This window comes from Desulfoglaeba alkanexedens ALDC, assembly GCF_005377625.1.
In the GTDB taxonomy this organism is placed as follows: domain Bacteria; phylum Desulfobacterota; class Syntrophobacteria; order Syntrophobacterales; family DSM-9756; genus Desulfoglaeba; species Desulfoglaeba alkanexedens.
This window is the reverse complement of record NZ_CP040098.1, coordinates 1,550,715-1,569,795: the sequence shown is the minus strand read 5'-3', so window position 1 is coordinate 1,569,795 and position 19,081 is coordinate 1,550,715. Positions and strand designations below refer to the sequence as shown.

15 protein-coding genes and 2 pseudogenes are annotated in these 19,081 nt (G+C 59.8%); 11 read left to right on the top strand and 6 right to left on the bottom strand.

Going from position 1 to position 19,081, the window contains the following annotated elements; translation table 11 throughout:
* Positions 1–29: 29 nt before the first annotated feature.
* Together FDQ92_RS07165 and FDQ92_RS07160 are read right to left on the bottom strand one after the other, a co-directional pair.
* Entirely contained in the window at positions 30–1,118 is a 1,089-nt protein-coding gene (locus FDQ92_RS07165) for a S1C family serine protease (protein ID WP_137423942.1), read from the bottom strand.
* Between the two features lie 514 nt (positions 1,119–1,632).
* Positions 1,633–1,914, bottom strand: a pseudogene (locus FDQ92_RS07160) (IS1634 family transposase); the annotation flags it as partial.
* 399 nt (positions 1,915–2,313) lie between these two features.
* Here FDQ92_RS07160 and FDQ92_RS07155 point away from each other — a divergent pair.
* Positions 2,314–4,122, top strand: coding sequence for an ABC transporter ATP-binding protein (locus tag FDQ92_RS07155; protein ID WP_137423940.1), 1,809 nt, complete (start codon positions 2,314–2,316; stop codon positions 4,120–4,122).
* A 19-nt stretch (positions 4,123–4,141) separates the two neighbouring features.
* On the opposite strand, the gene FDQ92_RS07150 is transcribed toward FDQ92_RS07155, so the two are convergent.
* Complete coding sequence (locus tag FDQ92_RS07150) at positions 4,142–4,885, bottom strand: HAD family hydrolase (protein WP_137423939.1); 744 nt, start codon at positions 4,883–4,885, stop codon at positions 4,142–4,144.
* Between the two features lie 347 nt (positions 4,886–5,232).
* Here FDQ92_RS07150 and FDQ92_RS07145 point away from each other — a divergent pair, with 347 nt between their 5' ends.
* Both FDQ92_RS07145 and FDQ92_RS07140 read left to right on the top strand, forming a co-directional pair.
* A complete protein-coding gene (locus FDQ92_RS07145; protein WP_137423938.1) occupies positions 5,233–5,871 on the top strand; it encodes a class II aldolase/adducin family protein in 639 nt (212 codons plus the stop codon).
* A 122-nt stretch (positions 5,872–5,993) separates the two neighbouring features.
* On the top strand, positions 5,994–6,164 hold the full coding sequence (locus FDQ92_RS07140; RefSeq protein WP_211341399.1) for a rubrerythrin family protein: 171 nt from the start codon (positions 5,994–5,996) through the stop codon (positions 6,162–6,164).
* Positions 6,165–6,265: 101 nt separating this feature from the next.
* Here FDQ92_RS07140 and FDQ92_RS07135 read toward each other — a convergent pair whose 3' ends face one another.
* Together FDQ92_RS07135 and dtd are read right to left on the bottom strand one after the other, a co-directional pair.
* Entirely contained in the window at positions 6,266–6,784 is a 519-nt protein-coding gene (locus FDQ92_RS07135) for a DUF1285 domain-containing protein (RefSeq protein WP_170180236.1), read from the bottom strand.
* Between the two features lie 23 nt (positions 6,785–6,807).
* Positions 6,808–7,257, bottom strand: coding sequence for a D-aminoacyl-tRNA deacylase (dtd, locus tag FDQ92_RS07130; RefSeq protein ID WP_137423936.1), 450 nt, complete (start codon positions 7,255–7,257; stop codon positions 6,808–6,810).
* Positions 7,258–7,424: 167 nt separating this feature from the next.
* On the opposite strand from dtd, the gene FDQ92_RS07125 reads away from it, so the two are divergent.
* A complete protein-coding gene (locus FDQ92_RS07125; RefSeq protein WP_170180235.1) occupies positions 7,425–8,822 on the top strand; it encodes a B12-binding domain-containing radical SAM protein in 1,398 nt (465 codons plus the stop codon).
* 738 nt (positions 8,823–9,560) lie between these two features.
* Positions 9,561–11,273, top strand: coding sequence for a bifunctional sulfate adenylyltransferase/adenylylsulfate kinase (locus FDQ92_RS07120; RefSeq protein ID WP_137423934.1), 1,713 nt, complete (start codon positions 9,561–9,563; stop codon positions 11,271–11,273).
* 246 nt (positions 11,274–11,519) lie between these two features.
* On the opposite strand, the gene FDQ92_RS07110 is transcribed toward FDQ92_RS07120, so the two are convergent.
* Entirely contained in the window at positions 11,520–12,113 is a 594-nt protein-coding gene (locus FDQ92_RS07110; protein ID WP_281276864.1) for a TetR/AcrR family transcriptional regulator, read from the bottom strand.
* A 397-nt stretch (positions 12,114–12,510) separates the two neighbouring features.
* On the opposite strand from FDQ92_RS07110, the gene FDQ92_RS07105 reads away from it, so the two are divergent.
* The 6 genes and pseudogenes from FDQ92_RS07105 to FDQ92_RS16470 all read left to right on the top strand — a co-directional run.
* Complete coding sequence (locus FDQ92_RS07105) at positions 12,511–13,314, top strand: SAM hydrolase/SAM-dependent halogenase family protein (RefSeq protein WP_137423931.1); 804 nt, start codon at positions 12,511–12,513, stop codon at positions 13,312–13,314.
* A gap of 758 nt (positions 13,315–14,072) precedes the next feature.
* The gene (locus tag FDQ92_RS07100; RefSeq protein WP_137423930.1) at positions 14,073–14,315 is read left to right on the top strand and encodes a hypothetical protein; all 243 of its coding nucleotides are present in this window, start codon (positions 14,073–14,075) and stop codon (positions 14,313–14,315) included.
* Between the two features lie 185 nt (positions 14,316–14,500).
* Positions 14,501–15,319 carry an undecaprenyl-diphosphate phosphatase gene (locus FDQ92_RS07095; RefSeq protein ID WP_137423929.1) on the top strand — a complete coding sequence of 273 codons (819 nt, stop codon included), beginning with the start codon at positions 14,501–14,503 and terminating at the stop codon, positions 15,317–15,319.
* 204 nt (positions 15,320–15,523) lie between these two features.
* Complete coding sequence (locus FDQ92_RS15440) at positions 15,524–17,587, top strand: ABC transporter substrate-binding protein (protein ID WP_211341398.1); 2,064 nt, start codon at positions 15,524–15,526, stop codon at positions 17,585–17,587.
* 196 nt (positions 17,588–17,783) lie between these two features.
* Complete coding sequence (locus FDQ92_RS07085; RefSeq protein ID WP_137423928.1) at positions 17,784–18,782, top strand: ABC transporter permease; 999 nt, start codon at positions 17,784–17,786, stop codon at positions 18,780–18,782.
* A 17-nt stretch (positions 18,783–18,799) separates the two neighbouring features.
* Positions 18,800–18,958, top strand: a pseudogene (locus tag FDQ92_RS16470) (hypothetical protein); the annotation flags it as partial.
* Between the last annotated feature and the right edge of the window lie 123 nt (positions 18,959–19,081).

Genomic DNA, 19,081 nt, shown 5'->3' with positions numbered 1-19,081 from the left:
AGTGTGTATCCCGTGGCGTTTCCTCCGATTCACCGATACCGATAGCCGCCGGGGCGTTCTCCCAGGATCACCGTGACGCGCTCGCGGCCTCCGTCCCAGTGAACCACTTCCAACGCCACTCGCTCGCCCGGCCTTCGACTTCTCAATTCCCGAATGAGCGAATCTGCATCCTGGACCGGGTTTCCTTCAAGAGCCACGATGATATCACCTCCGACGATCAGGATGTGATTGCCGATCTGGGCCCTGGCGGTGCCTCCGCGGATGCCAGCCTGGTCCGCCGGCCCGCCCGGCACCACTTCCACCACCATGGCCCCACGCTTCACGGGAAGCTTGAGCGCTTCGGCGAAGTCCGGAAGCAGCGTCATCAGGGTGGCGCCGATCCAAGGATAGGCATAATAGCCCTTTTCGATGAGATCGTTGACCACCCGTTTGGCGGTGTCCACGGGGATGGCGAACCCGATGCCCACGTTCGCTCCCGTGGGACTGAAAATAGCCGTATTGATGCCGATCATCCGGCCGGAAGAATCGATGAGAGGGCCTCCCGAGTTTCCGGGATTGATGGAGGCGTCCGTCTGGATCACGTCCTCCACCAGCGCGCCCCCGGGCGAACGAAGCGTCCGCCCCACGGAACTGATCACGCCGGTGGTGAGCGTCTGACCCAGCCCGAAGGGGTTTCCGATGGCGAGCACTTTCTGGCCCACCTTCAGGTCGCGGGATGCCCCCATGGGGATCACCACCAGCTCGTCCCGGGGCGCGTCTATCTTGATCACGGCCAGATCCGTGTCCGGATCTGAACCGATGAATTCCGCCGTGTACTTTTCTCCATTGGCAAGGGTCACCTCCAGCTTCCGGGCGTCCTCGATCACGTGGTGATTGGTGAGGATGTACCCCTTGTCACTTATGATGGATCCGGAGCCCGTCCCCTGTCGGGGGATAATGTTGAAAAAGAAATCCCTTTCCAGAACCGTACTCGTAATGTTGACAACCCCGGGAGACAGTCGCTGGTAGAGTTCGATGTTGTTCCGCTCGTCTTCACTCACCGCGCGGGCGGTATCTTGGAAACCACAGAAAAACGCGAGGACCGCAAGAAGCGTGGCCATATTCCACATGCGATGCATAGAACACTCCTGGCTGAATATCGATCTTCGCTGATAGGTGCCGCCGGAGCGCCCCCGAGCCCGCCGGCATTCTTCTTTTAGATCTCCGTGACAATACGCCGGATCATCCAGGCAGCCAAAAGGAAGTACAATCACCATCGTACCTTACCAGAGCCTTCCGGATCTCGCAAAGTTTTATAATGCGCCTCGCCCGGTGATGCTTCCGGCCCGCGCACCCCCACGTCTAAGCTGGGCGGCGCAGATCCCGAAAAGCACCTCGGCGTCGGTCACTGCCGGCACCCCGTTTAAGCAACACGGTGCACTGATGCCCGCTAGCGGCATGGCGCAAACGAACACCGGCAGCCAGCAATTCCCGGAGCTGATGGTCCTTGGATGAAAAGCGGGCGTGAAAGGAGAGTCTTCGAGTGTTCAGCGGGTCGTTTGGGCTCATCTTTGACAGTGGCAAAAAACTATATCAGTAATGTCACTCACATACGGCCCAGTTGGAAGTTTTTGGCACTACGCTCCGTTCCGTCTAGGGAAGTACCCGGATGGTGGGAGGAATGGCAACTCCCACGGGCCTAAAGACGCTGCTGCACGTGCCCAGACATTGGGACCGCAGAGCGAAGCGCTTGCCGTTCTCCTCGATGACTATTTCCTGGAGGGCACTCAGATCTTGCTTAATATCAGACCGCTCAAAGGCGTGCCCCGCCCGGTCCAGACGCCGGTAGAGCTCCTTTCGAAGTATCAGCGCCAGGAAGGAGCAGAACACATGTCCCCGGATGGTGTCATCACGTTGGTGGAAAACGGGCCTCGTCGATCAGCTGCACAACTCGACGGCGATCCGGGGCGCTGATCATTCACCCTCGGGCTCCCCCCCCCCAGATCGCCTCGGCTTTTTTTTCGAAGCACCGTCAGTGCCGCCGCTTCGGCCGGCTCGGCCTCGTTCATGCCGGTACTCTCAACAACGGCATTGAACTTCTCCTGCGCGGTCCATACATGAATGCGGATCGTGCGTTCGGCGAAGTGATGGGTGGGTTCGAGGCGGTGCTTGTCAAGATAGTCGTCCCATGATCTAAATGTATGTGCGCTGCCGGCGGGCATGGCGTTGAGGAAATGTTGCAAAGATGGCGTTGTTCTCAATTATACGGGTAAGATAGGTTAATTTTAGGTTAAGTTTCCTTTTCTTTAAAAGGATGCCTCGGTTTAAAGCGGCATGCGCCTTGGGGAGGGGGCCGGCTCCGCTACAGTGCTCCAGTGGTTTCTCAAAGAAAAGATGCTCGTTGGCGGGCTGGTCGTTTCACTTGCGCTTCAGGCCGCAATCGCAGTGGTGGAGCCCTGGCCTCTACAGGTTGTCTTCGACTGCGTCATCGGCCGTGCACCCTTATCGTGGTGGCTATCGCCCTGGGAAGAACGGCTTTCCGCTGAGCCGCGCCATGAGCTTCTCTTCATCATGGTCTTTGCGCTCATCGCTTTCGCAGCGGCTACGGGAGCCGCCCTTTACATTCAAAACCAGCTCCTCACCCGCCTCAATCAAACGGTCGTTCAGAGACTCCGGGTGACTTTTTTCGGTCACGTCGTTCAATTGCCGATCGCCTTCTTCCAGCGCATGGGCCCTGGAGAAATCATCTCGAGGCTCACCGCCGATACCGCCGACCTGCAGCCGCTTATCGAAGGCGCTTTGATCCTTATGTTCCGGAGCATTCCAACCTTCCTTGGAATCTTCGTCCTCATGGCCTGGATCGATCCGCCGCTTGCTCTATTGGTCGTCGCTGCGGCGCCTATTCTCGCATTCGGAACCGTCTATTTTGGGAAAAGAGTCAAACAAGCAACCCGGCGACAGCGAAGTTATGAAGCGGAGGTGGCGGCGGTCACGGAAGTGGCCACTCGCACCCAGAAGTGCCTGAAAATCCTGGGCTTGTGCGAACAGGCGACCCGGCGCCTCGAAGAACGTTGCCTTCAAAGCTTGGAAGCCGCCGTCGAAGCCGGCTCGTGGCAGGGCGGCTACACGGCCACCGTCCACATCACCTTGGCGGGCGGCATTGCGGCGGTTCTGCTGGTGGGCGTCTACCGCATCGAAGCGGGTCGGATCAGCGCGGGAGAGTTACTGGTTTTCATGAGCTACCTGCGGAGCATCTACAAGCCGGTGAGGGAATTGTCCAAGTATTTCAACAAGATTTCAAAGGGGCTCGCCTGCAAGGAACGCATCGAAGAAATACTGGCACTCACCCCGTGCCAGTTGGGAGTGTGCGGGGATAGCAAAGACGCCGTTCCCATGCCGCCGTTCCGCTACGTCATCCGATTCGAGGGCGTCGCCTACGCTTACGAACCGAACCGACCCGTTTTGGAAGACATCACCTTCACTGTCCGCAAGGGGCAGAAGATCGGCATCGTCGGCGACTCCGGGTCGGGGAAATCCACACTTCTCAATCTTATCCCCCGATTCCTCGATCCCAGCGAGGGCTGCATTTACATCGACGATCGCGATATCCGGACGTTCACGCTGGAATCGCTTCGGAGCCAAGTGGCCATCGTCCCTCAGGAACACATCATCTTCCCCGCCACGGTGTTGGAAAATATTGCGTTGGGTCGGCCCGAGTCCCCCGCCGGCCGAGACGAGATCCTTCGGGCGGCAAAGGAAGCCAACGCCCACTCCTTCATCACTCGGCTCCCGCAAGGCTATGACACCCTCCTGGGCCCCTCAGGCACGGAACTCTCCATCGGACAGGCCAAACGCATCCACATCGCTCGGGCGCTCCTTCGAAACGCCCCCATTATCCTCCTGGACGAACCCACCGCGGGACTAGATCCCTCCTCCGAATCCAAGGTCATGGAAGCGTTTGACCGGCTGATGCGCCGCGGCACCCTCTTTGTCGTCACCCACTACCTGCCGCTCATCGCCAACGCCGATGCCATCTTGGTGCTGGAGCGAGGTCGGATCGTCCAGCAGGGCCGCCATGACGAATTGGTGCAGGAAGGACGTTACGCCGAACTGTGGGCGGACTTTGTGAGGCATCTGGAATGAACCGCCTGACCGCTTGCGTTCATTGGCGTTCATTCGCCTTCAGATATCTTTCCACCCACCCCGTCATTTCCATAAAGTTCCCCTTCTTCGGATCATCCGCGGTCCCGATGCGGTGGTGGATTCGGATGCCCCGCTCCGCGCAATATTTTTCCAGGGAGGGTTTTGGGCGGCTGGCGATGAGCAGCGCGTTCATCTGAGCCCCCCACGCGAAATGGGGCCCGTCGCCGCCGCTGTCGCCCATAACGATGATGCGCCCGGCGGCGACGCCGTATTTTTCGGCCACGGCGGCGGAATTGGCGGCCTTGTCCTGGATTTCGTGAAGGGGAAGGGACACCTCGGGGTCGGTTGGCCCTTCCGGGTAGCTGATGAACGGATGGGCGGAAAGGGCGGATACATGTGGCAACAGGCTCTTGGCCAGAATCCGCTGGTAAGTCCCCTTCATGCCCGTGGTGTTCAGCATGAAGAGGATATGGTTTTCGTGGCACCACCGAATGAATGGCGCGGCCCCTGGGTAAGTTTCGAAAGACGCCTCCAGGTAGGCGTCCATCATGGCTTCGGTGACGGGGCCCGGCATCAAGCCCTGGATGCGGCCGATGGCTTCCCCCAGTGTGATCACGTTGGACGTGTATCGGCGGAAGATCGCCGTGAGCGGTTCTTTGAGTTCGGGGTAATTGAAAAAGATGCAGTCAAAGGGCCCGCTGGGGGCCAGACACTCACTCCAATCCGAAGAAAACAGGGCGCGATACCGGGGACGTTGGGCCATAGCGGGTTCCTCCTTCATGTCGAGGGATTCCCGCACAACATCACCGGCCCTCGCCAAAAGTCAAGCCAAACCTGCACCCGCACCCATCTGCCTCGCGTCCATTCCGGGTCCCCAGGGATTCAGGCGCAGGCCCTCAGGATCGCTCGTCATTTTCCTTTTTCGCCTTTTCGTTGCTTGCCGTCGTTTTGGGGATCAACCGGCTGAGCCGCAAACAGAATGCCGCGGCGGGTTTTTTTCGATTTCATCCTTGCGGATGCTGCGGCATAATACGTCGTCGTTTCCCCGGAACGCATCCCCTGAACATTCAGCGCGGACGCCTGCAGGGCAGCCGCAAGGAAAGGTCCACCATGCTCACGGAAACCAGGCTTCGGGAAGCGATCGTCTGGGTGTGCCGCCGGCTCGAACGTAAAGGGCTGGTGGCGGCGAGCGACGGGAATGTCAGCTGCCGCCTGTGCGAAGAGTGCATCCTGATAACACCGAGCGGGCGAGCCAAAAGCGAACTGGTTCCCCTGGACCTGCTGGTGACGGACCTCGATGGAAACGTGCTGAGGGGCCGGGGCAAACCTTCAACCGAAATCCGCATGCACCTCCTGGTCTATGAAAAGCGTCCCGACGTCCAAGCCGTGGTGCATGCCCATCCGCCGCTTCTCACGGCGCTCTCACTGGCCGGGAAGGCCTTCCCTGCGGCCGCGCTTCCAGAGGTATGGGCTATCCTGGGACCGGTTCCGACGGCCGGCTACGCAACGCCCGGGACCGACGAAGTCCCCCGGTCCATCTCACCCTTCGTGGAACGCCACGATGCGATCCTGCTGGAACGCCACGGGGTGCTCACCGCCGCGGAAAATTTGAAGAAGGCTTATTACCTGGTCGAAAAGATGGAACACGCCGCTGCGACTTTTTTCTATGCGCGGCTGCTTTCCGGTGCCCCGCTCCAGTCGCTTCCCCCGGAGGCTCTGCAGGCGCTGAAAAAGCATGCAGCCACCTGAGCCTTCATCGCCGAAAGATCCGCGCGTCGGCCACCGCCAACCCTTCCGAATAGGCAAAGACGGGATTCAGGCTGGCGGAAGGCCACAAGCAGGCGGAAATCAGCTTCAGCTACGCCAACGAAGTGGAAAAGGTCCACGCCGAGCTTTACAAGGAAGCCCTCAAAGATCCGGAAAACTTCCCCATCAAGGATTGGTATCTTTGTCCCATCTGCGGGTACACGGTGGCCGACGAACCGCCTGAGCGCCGCCCCGTCTGCGGCGCCAAGGAAGAGAAGTTCTCCAAGGCGGCGTGAGCGGCCCGGGGTCAGGCCGCAAGCGGCACCGCCGGCTCGTTGAACGGACGCCGGGAGAGGGTCTCACGCTGCGAGGCTCTCTCCCGGCGTTGATGAAAGTGTCACGAAAGCGCCGGATCGCATGCGCGGATCGGAAAGCGCTTGCCGTCGCACTCGATGAAAAACCTTCCGTTTTCGGGATCTTCTTGAATCCATTGGGCGATCTGGTAGTAGGCGGGACGGGAAAACCGGGCCGGGAAGGCTCCGTCACGGATCCGGCAGTACAGCACGTTTTCCCGACCCACCCACAGGGTTCGGGGATCCAGAATTTCCTTTCGGTCCAAGTGCCGCAGGGTAAGTTCGATGACTTCCCGTTGTGTTTCCGGGTCGATGCGCCGGTCCACACGCGTGATCACAAAAGGCGTGTCCTGGACTTCCAGGGCATGGAAACGGCCTTCCCATTTCAGGCCGTAGACGCCGTCGGCGTTCAAGCGGAGGCGTTCATAGAAAAGATCCAGGATGTCTTTCCGGAATATTTCCCGGCCCTCGTAAGTCCAGACACCTTCCGCATCCACCCGGATGTGGCTTGGGATGATTTCGGAACCCGCTTCCGATTCGCCCGATTTTCGATGCTCTGTCATGGGTCGCCTCTCCAGCCGGTCCATCAAAAGTTTTTTCGACTGTCCAGAAGGAGCGTAACGGGGCCGTCGTTTACCAGCTTCACGGCCATGGTTTCCTGAAAGCGGCCTGTGGCCACCCGAACGGGATGACTTCGAACGGCTTCAACCAGGCACAGGTACAGAGCGTGGGCCTTCTCGGGCGGAGCGGCGTCCACGAAGGAGGGGCGGCGCCCCTTTCGGCAATCTCCCCAAAGGGTGAACTGAGAAACAATCAGTACGTCGCCCCCGATATCCACGACCGACCGGTTCATCTTTCCGTCGTCGTCGGGAAAGATCCGCAAGTGGACGATCTTGTCGGCGAGATACCGGACGTCTTCCGGACCGTCCTCGCGCCCCACGCCCACCAGTACCAGGACACCGCGGCCGATGCGTCCCACACCGGCCCCGCCGACACTCACCTCCGCCTCGGAAACCCGTTGAACCACGGCCCTCAATAGAACCCGACCTCCTTGCCCGCTTGGTCGCATTGCCGTCCGCCCCTGGGCTTCGGGCGGCGCGTTTGACGCTCCCGACCCCGCAAGATATAAGGGGATCGCAACGGTTGGCAACCCCTTTTGGGAAAAAGCCTTCCCGCTCGATGTACGAGGGAACCGACGAGACCATGCCGAAGCCGCCCTTTGTTCTCCTGGTCAACCCCTGGATCACCGACTTCGCCGCCTTCGACCTTTGGGCCAAGCCCTTGGGGCTTCTGGTTCTCGCGGCGCTGCTGCGCCAGGGGGGCTGCGGTGTGGGCTTTATCGACTGCCTCGACCGGGACGATCCGTTCACCAACCGCCATCCCGAAATCATGCCCGGAAAGGATCGCGCGTACGGGACCGGAAAATACCCCCGGGCTCCCATGGCGAAGCCCGATGCGATCCAGGACATTCCAAGGAACTATTATCGTTACGGGATTCACCCCGAGAGCTGCTTAAGGCGATTGGCCGAAACGCCGGAACCGGACATGGTCTGGATGACCTGCTCCATGACCTACTGGTACCCCGGCGTGCAACTGGCCGTCGGTCTTCTGCGCCGGGTATGGCCGGAAGTCCCCGTGTGGCTGGGAGGCACGTACGCGCGACTGTGCCCCGAGCACGCCAGGCGATGGACCGGCGCGACGGCGGTCTATACGGGAACTCAGGTGGAACTGCCCGAGGTCCTGAAAGCGGCCACGGGGTTTTCGGTTCGAAACCGACCGGCATGGGAAATCCTGGCAAAGGCACCGGTACCCGCCCTGGACCTGCTCGGGAGACTCAGGTACGCGCCGATTCTCACCGGAACCGGCTGCCCGTACCGGTGCCCGTATTGTGCTTCCGGCCTCCTTCAACCCCGCCGAGAAAGACGATCCGCCGACGCCGTCTTCGGTGAAATCGCCGGCTGGCACCAGCTCTACGGCGTGGCGGACTTCGCCTTTTACGACGACGCGCTTCTCATCGACGCCGAAGACTCGTTGAAACCTGCGCTGAAACGGGTCGCCCGGGAACTGCCCGGCCTTCGGTTCCACACTCCCAACGCGCTGCATGTGCGGCAACTTTCCGCCCAATGGTGCGACTTGCTCGCCGCAGCCGGCTTTCGGACGCTGCGGCTGGGACTGGAAACCACGCGGCCGGAGAGGCAACGCGAGTGGGGCGGCAAGGTGGAAGAGACCATGTTTCGCGAAGCGGTTAAAAACCTCCGTGCTTCGGGGTTCACCGCGAGGGAAATCGGCGCCTATCTCTTGTGCGGACTTCCCGGGCAGAAGCCTTCCGAGGTGGCAGAAGCCATCGAAACAGTGGAAGCCGAAGGCGCCTGCCCCTACCTGGCCGAGTATTCCCCCATCCCCGGGACACCCATGTGGCGCCAAGCCGTGGCCGAAAGCCCCTACCCTGTCGAAACGGAACCCCTCACCCACAACAACAGCTTTTTTGCGGTCCGCCGTCCTGATTTTTCCCTGGAAGATCTGGAAGCCCTGAAAGAAAAGGCCCGACGGTCCCGGAGACGGCTGCTCGGAGACGCCGCCGGGGGGAAGCATAAGCGCTAAGTTATTTTGTAAACAATCACAGGTTGCATTTATGCCATTGGGTTGTTTTTAAAGATGAACATCGAACATCGAACATCGAACGTTCAACATCGAATGAAAAAAACATGGTACATGCTGAATCACTCGGCTGCCTGGGCTTCACCGTGGTTTGGATAACGTGAAGTTCCCGATCTTCCCCTCGTTCCCAAGCTCCGGCTTGGGAACGACCTGCCCGGGAAGCTCCAGCTTCCCTCCTGCTACAGCTGAAACGCGCTGTCTTTCTAACGAGCTTGGCAGGATCTCGAAGTGGTCTTTCTGGGTGAAGACCGGGATCTACGCTACGTACGATAGTTGATGTGACGAAGTAGGGGGTGTTTGGGTTCTTTGTTATGGATTTTGTAGCGGGTTCGCATGGGTCGCGGCCTCATGGGAACCAAAGCTGGAGCTTGGGAACAAGGGGAAATACTCAAGCAGCCTTTCTTCCAGGTCATATGGCTATTTTCTTCATCTTTTCCCATTCACCATTCGACGTTCGACGTTCGATGTTCGACGTTCGATGTTCGATGTTCGATGTTCGATGTTCGATGTTCGATGTTCGATGTTCGATGTTCGATGTTCATTTTTTCCACTCGATAGAGGCGACCGTTGCCGCCCTCAGCGTAAGCGTGCTACATTGCCCGCCGGGTCCAACCGCACGGGGCCATGAAGGTGACCGGCGGCTTACTTCACGCGATGATTTCCGGAAGCAAGGACAAACGGATGGACGGTTACGGAGTGCCTCACGGCGGCGAACTGGTCGACTTGGTCGCTGGAGCGGAGCGGGCCGAGATCCTCAAGCGTTTGGCCGGCAACCTGCAGAGCCTCACGCTTTCGAGTCGTCAACTGGCGGACCTGGAGCTTCTTATGAACGGCGCCTTTTCGCCGCTTCGGGGCTTCATGACCAGCGCCGATTACGAATCGGTGTTGGACCGGATGCGCCTCCAGAACGGGCTCCTCTGGCCCATCCCCATCTGCCTGGACGTGTCCGAGGCCGAAGCCCGCCGCCTGGAACCCGGCCAATCCGTCGCACTTCGTGATTCCGAAGGATTCATGGTGGCGGTCCTGCACGTCGAGGACACGTGGGCCGCCGACAAAACCCGCGAAGCCGAGACGGTTTACGGGACCCGGGACGTGAGCCATCCGGGGGTGGACATTCTCTTCAACCGGTCGGGAACCCATTATGTGGGCGGAACCGTCGAAGGCGTTCAGTTGCCGCTTCATTTCGCCTTCAAGCGCCTGCGCCATACGCCGCGGGAAATCCGAGCCATTTATCAGAAGCTGGGCTGGCGCCGCGTGGTCGGCTTCCAGACCCGAAATCCCCTGCACCGAGCCCAGTTCGAACTCACGCTTCGAGCCATGGACAGGGCCAAGGCCAACCTGCTGCTTCATCCCGTAGCCCGGCGCGCCCGCCCGGGAGACATCGATTACTACACCCGGATCCGCTGCTACCTCGCCGCCGGCCGCTACTACCCCCCCAACATGATGCTCCTGAGCCTCCTGCCGCTCGCCATGCGCATGGCGGGACCCCGCGAAGCCCTGCTTCACGCCCTCATCCGAAAAAACTACGGCTGCACCCATTTCATCATCGGCCGGGACCACGCCGGAGCCGGCTGCCGCACGGACGGATGCGCCTTTTACGAACCCGAAGCGTCCATGGAACTGGCGAAGGATTACGAAGAAGAGCTGGGAATAGAGATCGTTCCCATCGAAGAAATGGTCTACGCCGTGGAAGAAGATTCCTATATGCCCGCAAGCGAAGTGCCGCCGGAGACGACGGTCCGAACCCTGGGGCTCGACGAATTCCACCGGCGCCTTCGAGAAGGAAAACGGGTCCCCGAATGGTTCTCCTTTCCCGAAGTGATCGAAGAACTCCGGCGCGGATACCCGCCTCGCCATCGCCAGGGGTTCACCATATTTTGCACTGGGCTTTCCGGGGCCGGAAAATCCACCATCGCCCGGGTACTCTACGCACGTTTTCTCGAAATGGGCGGCCGCCCCGTCACTTTGCTGGACGGCGATATCGTCCGCCGGAACCTCTCCAGCGAACTGGGCTTTTCCAAGGAACACCGGGACATCAATGTTCGCCGCATCGGATTTGTCGCAAGCGAAATCACGAAAAACCGAGGGATCGCCATCTGCGCACCCATTGCGCCCTACGCCGCCACTCGCCGCCAGATCCGGCAGCTCATCGAAAACTACGGCGGCTTCGTGGAGGTCTTCGTATCCACACCGCTGGACGTTTGTGAACAGCGGGACCGAAAGGGGCTTTACGCCAAGGCCCGTGCGGGGCTGATCAAGGGCTTCACGGGTATCGACGACCCTTACGAACCGCCGGAGGCCCCTGAGGTCATGATCGACACCACAAGCCTCACCCCGGACGAAGCCGCCCAGGAAGTGCTCCTCTTTCTGGAACGGTCCGGATTCATCAAGTAAATCCGTGGTCCGGCTTCGCCGTGGCCTTCAACCGGTTGCGGCGTGCCTCCAATCCCTGACCCCCGGGGCACGTCAGGCCGCCTAGTCCATCTTCGTAGAATTCCTTTCGCGCCGGTTTTCGGCCTGTTCCAGAGCCATATCATATATTTCCTGTGAAAAATCTGAACCGCGGGTGCTTGCATAGTTCCTCCACCCGAAGCTGTTCGTAAAGCACGAACTCGAGATGCCGTTCATCGACGAGCCGGTTCATGTTACATCCGCCTCCGGGGGTTTCTTGTGGATCGCATCGTTTTCCTTCTGAATCCCGTGAAGCAAGAGATCCAGGACGGGTTCCGTGAGGGCTACCAGTTCATAGGGCTTGCCGGCGAGGACCCAGGTGGAAACCACTTCGTCCAGTGTTCCGAAAATCAGCCGCTTGACGAGACCGACCGAAATGTCGCTGCGAAAGACGCCTTCGCACTGCCCCTGTTCCACCAGCTCGCCGATGAGGTCGAGGTAGTTCTCGAGTTCCACTTTTTTGTAGTCGCGCATGAACCGGCTGCTCTGGCGGAGTTCCACCAGGAACACGGACGCCAGTTCGGGGTAGGACTGGAAGCCTTCCAGGTGCATGCGGATGAACCGCCGGAATCGGGAGAGGGCGTCCGGTTCCTGGGCCAAGCCGTCCCGGAAGGAGGCGTTGATTTCGCGCATCTTTTCTTCAAAGATGGAAATCAGCAGATCGTCTTTGTTCTTGAAATAAAGATAGATGGTGCCGTCCGCGACGCCCGCCTTCTCGGCGATTTCTGATACCTTGGACAGGAAAAAGCCTTTGCGGGCGAAAACGTCCACGGCGGCATCCAGAATGCGCTGCCGCTTGTCGCCGTTTCGATGGCGGTGATTCCGAGCGATGGCTTTCCTCCGTAAGGCAAGGCTCGTGTTGAACGGGGCGCGTCACATTGAATGAATCATCATTCATTAAATGGATAATCGTTCCGCGCAACCGCTGTCAACAAAAAATCGACCCACAGCGAAACCCCAATCGCTTTGACTCCAAACGGACTCTGTGCTAGCAAAGCGGCGCTGTGATTCTGCTGCCATTTCGGCGTGAATTCGACGCCACCACGGCCCAGATCATCCGCGCCCGCACCTGCGACCGAAACGCGGTGGTCGATCACGAGGGTTCCAAGGCCACGGCGTGAGTTTCGTGCGACCCGGTCGCCGAGTATCGGGACACCGCAGCCTTCCGGGAGGCCTCATCATGCGGCCGGTGATCACCCTGCTTACCGACTTCGGGCTGGAAGACGGCTACGTGGCCGCCATGAAAGCGGTGATGCTGAGAATCTGCCCCGAGGTCCTCTTCGTGGACATCACCCACACCATCCCACCTCAGAACGTCCGTTCCGGGGCGTTCGTCCTGGAAACGGTGGTTCGCGATTTTCCGGCCGGGACGGTTCACTTGGCGGTCGTCGACCCTGGGGTGGGGACCGAACGGCTGCCCATCGCCGTGAAAGCCGCCGACTCTTTTTTTGTGGGGCCCGACAACGGCCTCTTTTCCTGGATTCTGGGGAAGGAACCGAACTGGCAGGTGCGGATTTTGGCTGACTCGAGATTTCGCCGGCCTGCGGCCAGTTCCACCTTTCACGGGCGGGACATCTTCGCGCCGGCCGCGGCGCACCTGGCCCGCGGCGTTTCCTTTCAGGAACTGGGCCCGGTCTGCAGACCCCGCATCGAACCGTGGTTTGCCATTCAGAGGGAGCGGGACGGTCTTTCCGGCCAGGTGGTTCACGTGGACCGCTTCGGAAACGTGGTCACCAACATCCACCGAGACCACCTGCCGGAAGCGTTGACCCGCTCGGACTACACCATTCAGGCCGGACCGGCCGTCATCGAACGAACAGTCCGAACTTACGGGGAAGCGCCGCCGAGCCTCCCTGTGGCGCTTGTGGGAAGCAGCGGCTATCTCGAAATCGCCGTCAACCAGGGAAACGCCGCCGAACTGCTGGGACTGGTGGAAGGGCAGCCCGTCCGCGTCCGCTTCAGGTATCTCGATCCGCCCCGATAAGCGCAATGCCCTGGCCGCTCTCTCAAGATATTCCTTCACTTCCATGACGTATCTTCCCGGAACACATCCCGTGCGTCCTCACGCACCAACTCGGCTCTCAAGATACTTCTTCAATTCCATGACGTATCCTCTGAATGTATGGCGTGAGCATCCTCATCCGCCGGATCCTTTGCGCGGCGTCAGTCGGGGTCGCCGGCAAGCCGGCTCCTAAAGGAGGGCCGAGGTTAAGCGTTGTGTCCTCCTTCCCCTCGTTCCCAAGCTGGAGCTTGGGAACAAGGTGGAAGGTACAGCTTGGGAACAAGGTCAAAAAATCCCCCTCTCCCTTGATGGGAGAGGGTTGGGGTGAGGGTGAAAAAATTAACGTATGTCAATCAGTTACATTCCCCTCCCCTTAATCCCCTCCCACAAGGGGAGGGGAAATAGAATTCCCCTCGTTCCCAAGCTCTGGCTTGGGAACGGCCTCATGGGAATCGAAGCTGGAGCTTCTGCACAGTTGTGTTCCCAAGCTGGAGCTTGGGAACAAGGTGGAACATGAGACGGGAGAGCCGGAGATCAATGAAGGTCGAGATCCAGGAAGGTGTGTATGGCGGCATCAAGGAACATGAGGCGGGAGAGCCGGAGATCAATGAAGGAGGGGGCGGGGGCGGTTCGCGACACTCGGCGGGATCGTTAAGACGGACTTTACAGCACCGCAGAGCGTGCTTACCCTTTCTCTACATCGAACGAATAACGACGGTTGCCAGGCGAAGGAGACGAAAATGGAAAACACGATCCAAAAAGACGCTTTTCTGGATTTTTTGAAAGGCATCGACATAACGGCCGAAGGTTTCGGAACCAGGGACACGTCGGGGTCCAAGGGGAATGGCACGCAGATGACCGAAACGGGGAACGCTTCCAACGGAGACGCCGAAAAGGTGGAAAAGGCAAGGGAAGAGAAGCTGGAGCGATGGATGTCCGATATCAAGCATTTCATCCGAAACATCAACGTGGATCAGCTCTAAACGCTTCGGATTTCGTGAAGCCCTTCGGTTCCCAACCACAACCCCTTTCGACTTCAGGGCGGAAGGGGTTTTTGCTTTGGCGGGCAAGTGTGAAGCGGCGAGACCTGCAACATTGGCCTTGTTGGCGCTGGTGCCGTATGCTAGAAGCCTCCGGGTGACCGACCGCAATAGACCAGGGAGGCTGAATGGATCTGTTGTCCGCCATCGCGTTGGGGGTGGTTCAGGGGTTGACCGAATTTCTGCCCATCAGCAGTTCCGGCCACCTGGTCATCGGCCAACATCTGCTCGGCTGGAAAGAGCCCAACATCTTTTTCGATGTCTGCCTGCACCTCGGAACGTTCGCGGCGGTGCTCATCGTTTTCTGGAAGGACGTGGGCGGACTGGTGAAGGGAGGGTGCGCCTTCGCCGCGGATAGCTTCAAGGGCCGCTTCGACCTTGCCGATTCGAACAAGCGCGTTTTCTTCCTGGTCTTCGTCGGCTCCATCCCGACGGCGCTGATGGGGTTTTTCGGCCGACACTGGGTGGAAAGTCTTTTCATGTCGCTTCCCGCGGTGGGATTCAACCTGCTTCTTACGGGCACCTTCTTGTGGATCACCCGCTACGCCGCCTCGAGAACGACCGAGCGAACGTCGGGCGGGACAACGTGGCGGCATGCGCTGATCGTCGGAATCGCTCAGGGGTTCGCTTTGGCGCCGGGCATTTCCCGTTCCGGGTCCACCATTTCGGCCGGCCTTCTGGTGGGGCTCGATCGCGAATGGGCAGGGCGGTATTCGTTCCTGCTTTTCGTTCCCGCGGTGGCCGGAGCCCTCGCTTTGGAAATAGGGGACGTAGACTGGAGCCTGGTGGCCCCGGTTCCCGTTTTCGGCGGAACGTTGGCCGCGGCCTTGACCGGTACCGTGGCCCTCAAACTGCTCCTGAAGACCGTGCGGCAGGGAAAGTTTCACCTTTTCGCGCCCTACTGCTGGGCCGTGGGACTGATAATCCTTTTGTCGCAAGCGTGGTGACGCGTCGGTCGGCACCGGGATGCTGCGAATCGGCAGCTGACGGGCCGCCGGGAGTGAAGCGCTTTCAAAGGAAAGCCAGGTTATATAAGGCATGATTCACGACATGGTCCAATGGGTGATCGCCTGGGCTCACACGCCTTACGGATCCATGGCTCTCGCTTTGCTGGCCTTTGCCGAATCTTCGTTTTTCCCCATCCCCCGGATGTGCTCCTAATCGCCCTCTGCCTTCTGGACCCTTCGGATTCCTTCTATTACGCCGCGGTCTGCACGGCCGCCTCGGTCGCCGGCGGAGCTTTCGGGTACGGCTTGGGCCGGTACGGGGGTCGGCCGGTGCTTCGTCGGTTCATTTCCGAAGAAAAGATCACGGCCGTGGAACGCTACTACCAGCGCTACGACGTGTGGGCCGTGGGCATCGCCGGCTTTACGCCCATCCCCTATAAGGTGTTTACCGTCTCGGCGGGAACGTTTCTTCTGAACTTCAAGCGCTTCCTCGCCGCTTCCGCCGCGGGCCGGGGGGGACGCTTTTTCATGGTCGGGACCCTCTTTTATTTCTTCGGCGAACCGATCGGCGGCTTCATCCAGCGCTACCTTAATCTTCTGAGCGTCGCCTTTGTGGTGCTTCTGGCGGGCGGGTTCCTGCTGGTGCACCAGTTGGGAAGGAGGAGGCGCCGAGCCCCGACCTCGATGATGATCCTGGCCGTGATCCTGGGACTCGCCGCCCCCGTCCACGCCGACACGGGAAAGCCCGTCGACGGGGACTGGCTCATCGTACATCTTCCGGCGGAACCTTCCACGCTGAATCCCATAACCGCCACCGACGCCTATGCGTCCCAGATCAATGACTACATTTACGAATCGCTGCTGCGGCGCGATCCGAAGACCATGGAACTGGTGCCCGTGCTGGCCGATTCCTGGGATGTCTCCGAAGACCGCCTGACGTACACCTTTCACCTGAAGAAGGACATTTTCTGGGAAGACGGGAAGCCGTTTTCCGCAAAAGACGTGGTGTTTTCGTATGAGCGCATCCAGGACCCCGGGGTGGACGCCGCCCACCTTCGAAACTATTACCGCGACATCGAAAAAGTGGAAGCCCTGGATGATCACACGATCCGGTACACGTACCGGATGCCTTACTTCCGGGCACTGGAATTCTGCGGCGGGATTCCCATCGTGCCGGCCCACCGGTTCTTGCCGGAAGAAGATTTCAACCGGCACCCCATCATGCGGCACCCCGTGGGAACGGGCCCCTACCGGCTGCTTCACTGGGACACGGGAAAGGAAATCGTCCTGGTTCGAAACGAGGATTATTGGGGGGAAAAACCCCATCTCCAGCGGATCGTCTTCAAGATCATCACCGACAACACGGTGGCCCTCCAGGTTTTGAAAAAGGGTGGCCTTGACCTCATGGGGCTCCGCCCCATCCAGTGGGTGAAGCAGACGGGCAGCCGCAAGTTCAACCAGCGGTTTAAGAAGCTCAAGTACTATCAGCCCAGCTACAGCTACATCGGGTGGAATCTTCGTAAGGAGCTTTTCAGTGACCGCCGGGTGCGCCGGGCCATGACCCACCTTCTCGACCGGGAAACCATCCTGGATCGGCTGCTGTTCGGCCTGGGGACCGTGGTGACCGGAACCTTCTACGTCAAAAGTCCCGAGTACAACCGGGACATCCAGCCGTACCCGTACGATCCTCAAGAAGCGATGGCTCTACTGGAAGCAGCGGGATGGAAGGACCGCGACGGCGACGGGATCCTGGATCGGAACGGCGTTCCCTTCGAATTCGAATTCCTCGTTTCGGCGGGATCCAAATTCGGCGAGCAGCTGGCCACCATCCTACAGCAAAACCTGAAGGAAGTGGGGATTCGCATGGGGATCCGAAAGCTCGAATGGGCCGTTTTCATTCAAAAGATTCAGAGCCATGAGTTCGACGCCTGCACCCTGGCCTGGAGCCTGAGCTGGGAATCGGATCCGTACCAGCTGTGGCATTCGTCTCAGGCCGACCGTGGGTCCAACTTCGTCGGGTTTCGGCATGAAGAAGCCGATAGAATCATCGAAGCGGCCCGGACCGAATTCGATCCCGAAAAGCGGCGGCGCCTCTATCACCGTTTTCATGAAATCCTGCATGAGGAACAGCCCTATACCTTCCTTTTCACCACCGAAGCGCTGGTTGCGGTGGATCGGCGGTTTCAGAACGTGAAGGTCTATCCCATGGGCCTGGAACCGCGGGAATGGTGGGTTCCTGAAAAGCTGCAGCGCTACCGGAATCCGTGAAAGAAAGGGCACTTTCCGGGGATCGACCCTACGGCAGGGTTGGAGGCGGGATTGACAGAGCGGGAGGAATCGAAGAGAGTGATACCTTGAGTCGGCCTTCTTCCCGGCCCGGCCGCTTCCGGAGCGAAGCGGAAAAACAGCGGGGCCCCGGTTCGGACCGACCGGGTCATCCTGACGCCCCGAAGGCGATCTTTCCATGAAAGCGTATCTCCTCAAGAGACTCCTGCAGATCGTTCCGACGCTTCTCGGCATCACCTTCATCACGTTTCTCATCATCCAGTTGGCGCCCGGGAACCCCGCGGTGCTGAAGCTCCAGATGGCGGCCCAGGGCGAGATGGCCGAAAGCGCCTACACGGAACAGATCATCGAGGACACGAAGCGGCTTTACGGGCTCGACAAGCCGCTTCCGGTTCAGTACCTGCTGTGGGTCAAGCGGGTGTTCACCTTCGATTTCGGGTCGTCCTACAAGGATCACCGCGACGTGTGGGAAAAGATCGCGGAAAGGCTTCCCATCACGATCCAAATCAACGTGATCTCGATTTTTCTCGTCTACTTGATTTCCATCCCCTTCGGGATCTATTCGGCCACGCACCCGGAAACATTCGCCGATCGGCTCTTCACGCTCCTTTTTTTCTTCCTGTATTCGCTGCCCAGTTTCTGGACCGCGGTGCTTCTTATCATGTTTTTCGGAGGCGGAGACTTCTGGGATGTGTTTCCCGTATACGGGATTTCCTCGGTGGGTGCGGAAACCTGGCCGTCCTGGCAGCGGCTGGCGGACCGGCTGTGGCACTTGGTGCTTCCGGTGACGTGCCTCACCTATGGAGGTCTCGCGTACCTTTCGCGGCTGACGCGGGCGGAGCTTCTGGAAGTGATCCGCGAAGACTATGTACGGACGGCCCGTGCGAAGGGATTGAGCGAGCGGGTGGTGATCTTCAAGCACGCTTTTCGTAACGCACTGCTTCCCATCGTGACGCTTCTCGCCTTTTTGCTTCCCGCCATGTTCGGCGGGAGCGTGATCATTGAAAGCATCTTTTCCATCCCGGGCATGGGTCAGCTGGGATTCGAGGCGGTGCTGTCCCGGGACTACCCGGTGATCATGGCTATCACCACTCTTTCTGCGCTTCTGACCCTGGCGGGGCTGTTGATTTCCGACATCCTTTACGCTGTGTTGGACCCCCGGATTCAGCTCCGGTGAGCAAGGGCACGGGAACCATGGCGGACCGGTTCGACGAAAAACCATCAGAAGGGGACGGGGCATTCGTGGCGGCCGGCTACCGGCAGATGGTTTGGCACCATTTCCGAAAGCGGCCGCTTTCGGTGGCGGGCTTGTGGGTCACGATCTTTCTGGTCACCGTGGCCGTCCTTGCGCCGGTTTTGGCCAACGACCGGCCTGTCGTGGTTCGAGCCGACGGCGGATGGTCCTTCCCGGTTTTTTCGGCTGAGGCGCCCCGTGGTGCGGCTACGTGGAAGGACTTCTGGGATCCCGAGGGCGGC

Excerpts from the sequence above, each read along its gene's own strand:
- FDQ92_RS07100 (WP_137423930.1), top strand. The coding sequence starts at position 14,073 with ATGGAAAACACGATCCAAAAAGACGCTTTTCTGGATTTTTTGAAAGGC.
- FDQ92_RS07150 (WP_137423939.1), bottom strand. The coding sequence starts at position 4,885 with ATGGCCCAACGTCCCCGGTATCGCGCCCTGTTTTCTTCGGATTGGAGT.
- FDQ92_RS07120 (WP_137423934.1), top strand. The coding sequence starts at position 9,561 with ATGGACGGTTACGGAGTGCCTCACGGCGGCGAACTGGTCGACTTGGTC.
- FDQ92_RS07085 (WP_137423928.1), top strand. The coding sequence starts at position 17,784 with ATGAAAGCGTATCTCCTCAAGAGACTCCTGCAGATCGTTCCGACGCTT.
- FDQ92_RS07165 (WP_137423942.1), bottom strand. The coding sequence starts at position 1,118 with ATGCATCGCATGTGGAATATGGCCACGCTTCTTGCGGTCCTCGCGTTT.
- FDQ92_RS07105 (WP_137423931.1), top strand. The coding sequence starts at position 12,511 with ATGCGGCCGGTGATCACCCTGCTTACCGACTTCGGGCTGGAAGACGGC.
- FDQ92_RS07135 (WP_170180236.1), bottom strand. The coding sequence starts at position 6,784 with ATGACAGAGCATCGAAAATCGGGCGAATCGGAAGCGGGTTCCGAAATC.
- FDQ92_RS07125 (WP_170180235.1), top strand. The coding sequence starts at position 7,425 with ATGCCGAAGCCGCCCTTTGTTCTCCTGGTCAACCCCTGGATCACCGAC.
- FDQ92_RS07155 (WP_137423940.1), top strand. The coding sequence starts at position 2,314 with ATGCGCCTTGGGGAGGGGGCCGGCTCCGCTACAGTGCTCCAGTGGTTT.
- FDQ92_RS07095 (WP_137423929.1), top strand. The coding sequence starts at position 14,501 with ATGGATCTGTTGTCCGCCATCGCGTTGGGGGTGGTTCAGGGGTTGACC.
- FDQ92_RS07145 (WP_137423938.1), top strand. The coding sequence starts at position 5,233 with ATGCTCACGGAAACCAGGCTTCGGGAAGCGATCGTCTGGGTGTGCCGC.